4 protein-coding genes and 1 tRNA gene are annotated in these 4,123 nt (G+C 43.6%); 3 read left to right on the top strand and 2 right to left on the bottom strand.

Annotation, left to right across the window (positions count from 1 at the left end; translation table 11 throughout):
* Positions 1–493 precede the first annotated feature (493 nt).
* The 3 genes from GXO76_08460 (at position 494) to GXO76_08470 (ending at position 3,603) form a co-directional block, all read left to right on the top strand.
* Complete coding sequence (locus GXO76_08460) at positions 494–1,159, top strand: tetratricopeptide repeat protein (GenBank protein NOY77887.1); 666 nt, start codon at positions 494–496, stop codon at positions 1,157–1,159.
* 69 nt (positions 1,160–1,228) lie between these two features.
* Complete coding sequence (locus tag GXO76_08465; GenBank protein NOY77888.1) at positions 1,229–3,436, top strand: glycoside hydrolase; 2,208 nt, start codon at positions 1,229–1,231, stop codon at positions 3,434–3,436.
* A 71-nt stretch (positions 3,437–3,507) separates the two neighbouring features.
* Positions 3,508–3,603 (top strand) — tRNA-Sec (locus GXO76_08470).
* Between the two features lie 51 nt (positions 3,604–3,654).
* On the opposite strand, the gene GXO76_08475 is transcribed toward GXO76_08470, so the two are convergent.
* Complete coding sequence (locus GXO76_08475; GenBank protein NOY77889.1) at positions 3,655–3,927, bottom strand: tyrosine-type recombinase/integrase; 273 nt, start codon at positions 3,925–3,927, stop codon at positions 3,655–3,657.
* Positions 3,928–3,941: 14 nt separating this feature from the next.
* Positions 3,942–4,123: transposase (locus GXO76_08480; GenBank protein ID NOY77890.1), on the bottom strand; the 182-nt coding region annotated here is incomplete at its 5' end.

A 4,123-nucleotide genomic window follows, 5' to 3' on the forward strand; every position in this document is an offset into this window, starting at 1 on the left:
GAATTTAATTGGCGTCATTTGTATCATTTGTGGTTTTTGGAGTGTAATCATTTTTTTAAATGCGGATTTGGAAATTCATTCTGCCACAAATAGCGGGCATTGCCGAAATGCTGCCCTCAAAAGTGATTTCCTAAAAACAAAATCATTCATTCGCGCATTCGCGGCCATACGAATTTGATTTGATTTGTGAATGGCCTTGTGCGTTTTAACCTAAAAAACTCATGTGCCGCAAAGTCACGAAGACACAATGGTATGATAAACAAAAAGATAAATAAGTATTCGTTGAAACAAGAAAATATTCAAACAAACTGAGTTTAAAATAGCTAATTATTTTAATTATAATAATCTGCGCGACTTAGGGTCTTCGTGGAAACAATTTATGAATAATGCAGGTTAATAGGGCCCCGAGTTAAAAAATCTTGTATTTTGTAAAAATTATTTTTATATTAAAAGCGATTACAGAGAATCAAAACACTATTTTAATGGAGGTTTGATGAAAGCGAAAAAACGGCTCACTCGAAGAGAAATTAAGGAAGATAAATTAGTTACCTACACCTACATGGTGACGGATTTTCTGAATAAGAACAGCAAATTAGTTACAGGTGTGATTATCGGAGTTCTTGTTGTTGCCGCTCTGGGGTATTTTCTGGCGCGAAGCAAAACTCAGGCAAACCAGATGGCATCGGCTAAATTGGCTGAAGCCATGATGTACTACGAATCTCTGAATTATGACAAAGCGATTCCCATTTTAAAAGACGTGGTTGATAAGTACGACGGGACCCACAGCGCGGGATTTGCGACATTCTATCTGGCAAATTCCTATTATTATAAGCAAGATTATAAAAATGCACTGACCTATTTTAAAAAGTACCTCAAAGATTACGGCCATGACGACATCATGGCCAGCGCTTCCCTGGCAGGAATTGCCTCCTGTCTGGATGCTCAGGGGAACTACCTTGAGGCCGCCAAAAAATTTGAAGAAGCCGCCAAAAAATATTCAAAGGTATACAGCGCACCGGACAATCTTTTTAATGCCGCTTTGTGTTACCAAAAAGCGGGTAAAAAAGACGAAGCCAAACGTGTTCTTGAATTAATTAAGAAAAAATACCCAAAAGCCTACGTTTTAAATGATGTTGAATTGCTTCTGTCACAACTTTAGTTTTTACCTTTTAACTGCAGCCGAGACTTTTCTCGGCTTTTTTATTCCCCTTAGCACGGCGGGTTTCTAATGGTTCCAATTAAAATAGCCTTTTTATGGCATCAACATCAACCCTATTATAAACAACCTGATACGGATGTTTATACCCTGCCCTGGGTGCGGCTTCACGCTTTAAAAGATTACTTTGACATGGTTGAAATTCTTGATTCATTTCCAAAAATTCATCAAAACTTCAACCTGGTTCCTTCCCTTCTGTTACAGTTGGAGGATTATGTCCAAAATGAGGCTAAAGATGAAATCCTTCTGCGAACCGAAATCCCTGCTGAGGCTTTATCACCGGATGATAAATATTTTTTACTCAATTACTTTTTTATGGTGAATGCCGAGCATTTGATCCTGCCTTTTCCCGGTTACAAAAGACTTTGGAAGAAACGCGGAACCGACCTTTCCGAATCCGGATTACGGCAAGCCGTTCAATCATTTACAACGCAGGATTTTCTGGATTTGCAGATCTGGTACAATCTAAGCTGGACAGGGGAATCGCACAAAAAGCGTTCTCCTTTTAAGGAGCTCATCGAAAAGGACCACGATTTTACCGAAGAAGATAAGCACGTTCTTTTAAGCAGTCAAAAGGCCATTCTCAAGGAAATTATTCCAAAGCACCGGGAACTCTCTGAGAAGGGACAAATCGAGTTATCAACAACCCCTTTCTACCATCCCATTGTTCCACTTTTGTGCGATACCGAAAGTGCCAAAATGGCGATGCCCGGGGCAACACTCCCCTCCCCTGCCTTCAAACATCCCGAAGATGCCGGGGAGCATATTCGCCGGGGACTGGATTTTTTCCAAAAACGATTTGGGAGCAAGCCGGCCGGGATGTGGCCGTCCGAAGGAAGCGTGAGCGACGAGGCTGCCAGTCTTTTTGCCGAAAATGGCATTCGCTGGATTGCCACGGATGAGGAAATATTATTTAAATCCCTGCCCCTGAATAAATTACCTCTTAGAGATCGGACGAGCACACTTTATCAATCCTATCAGTTGGAAACGAAAAACGGCCCCATTCACATCTTTTTTCGCGATCATACGCTTTCCGATCTGATTGGATTTGTTTATCAAAAATGGCCTGCTGAGGAAGCGGCGACTGATTTTGTTTCAAGAATACTGGATATTCGATCTCAGATAAGCGCGCAATTCGGAGAAAAACGCCTTGAATCGTCGATTATTTCGATTATTCTGGACGGCGAAAATTGCTGGGAATTTTATCCCGAAAACGGGCGGCCGTTTTTGGAGGCCCTTTATTCCAGGCTGTCTGAAACCGGAGAAATCCAGTCAGTTACCCTTTCCGAATTTTTGGATCAATCATCACCCTCGCAGCAACTCACCAAAATTTTTGCGGGGTCGTGGATCAATCACAATTTTTCCGTCTGGATTGGGCATCCGGAGGAAAATAAGGCATGGGAATTTCTCAATCGCGCCCGGTCTGCACTGGAAGAGGCAAAGGCAAAGGGAATTTCTGCCGAAACCGGGGAGCTGGCATTCAGACAAATTATGATTGCAGAGGGATCGGACTGGTTCTGGTGGTTCGGGGATGATCATCACACGGAAAATGCGGCCGAATTTGATTCCCTGTTTCGGGGACATTTGATTAAACTCTACGAGCTGCTGCAAAGGGATGTTCCTCCTGAATTGTACGAACCGATTCATCAGGAAAAGGTCAAAAAACTGGCAATAAAGGATCCCCAGGGGTTTATTCACCCCGTTATCGATGGAACCTATTCCAATTATTTTGAATGGCTTGGCGCAGGGGTTTTTGAAGCGGTTCCGGCCGGCTCTTCCATGCACATGGTTTCGGCTCTGATTGCCCGGATTTTTTTCGGATTTGATCTTGAAAATCTGTTTATCCGCGTTGAACCCAGAACCAAACTTCTGCCCGATAAAATCCCGAATTATTCAATTATTTTTGATTTTCTAAAACCCCGGCGCCTTCGGGTGACATTCCCCGGAAAGGAATTGTTGAAAGGGAAATTTACTGCGACTATTCAGAAGCGGGTCGATTCGGCATGGGAAGAAACAGACTTTACGGCAAGAGGCGCATACAGGGATTTTATTGAAATCCAGATGCCCTTCAAGGCACTTGGGGTACATACGGGCGATGAAATCGGCTTTCAGGTGCGCATTCTCGAAAACAACGAACCGCTGGAAGAATGGCCGGAGAACGAATTGATTCTGGTTACAGTACCCGGCAAGGATTTTGAATCCGAAGACTGGCTGGTCTAAAACGCGTTGGTTTGATGAGAAATTGCCTTGATTTCAAAAAATTTCGGCCATATATTTAGAAGGTCTGTTTTGGGGTCGGATGGGTCCCTGGTGGGCCCCGCGGACTTCAAATCCGCAGCGTCCTGGCAGGTGTCAGGATGGGTGGGTTCGATTCCCACACGATCCCGCTAACTGTTTTTGCACAATTTTGCCCAATTGCGCTGTTTTATGTTCTTTTATTATGCATTTCCTATCTGTAATACCTGGCAGGTTTGCTCCGCATGTCCTGCCTTTTCTTTCTTTTCCGTCCCACCTCCCGCATACAAATTCCCCAGCTTCATCACGGCATTGATCCGGTGCTGATCACTCAAATGCGAATACCGCATCGTCATCTCAATCGTCTTGTGGCCCATGAGTCGCTGTACCGTTACCAGGTCTTCGCCAGCCATCACCAGTTGTGAGGCGAAGGTGTGCCGGAGATCATGAAACCGGAAGTGTGTAGTGGATCCCAAAAATCAAGACAAATTTAAGCGACGTTTTTGAGAGAGCAGGCCATTAAGAATTCATTGGGATTCATTCCACCTAAGGCAGAATGAACGTACTCATTGTTATAGAAGTCGATCCACTTGTCAATCGCTTGCTTCGCTTCTTTTAATGACACCCATTCGTTGATCCAAATACAGTCTTCTTTAAACGTTCGAAACCATC

This window comes from Calditrichota bacterium (genome assembly GCA_013151735.1).
In the GTDB taxonomy this organism is placed as follows: Bacteria; Zhuqueibacterota; JdFR-76; order JdFR-76; family BMS3Abin05; genus BMS3Abin05.

Coding starts and splice junctions, on each gene's coding strand:
- GXO76_08460 (NOY77887.1), top strand. CDS start 494: ATGAAAGCGAAAAAACGGCTCACTCGAAGAGAAATTAAGGAAGATAAA.
- GXO76_08465 (NOY77888.1), top strand. CDS start 1,229: ATGGTTCCAATTAAAATAGCCTTTTTATGGCATCAACATCAACCCTAT.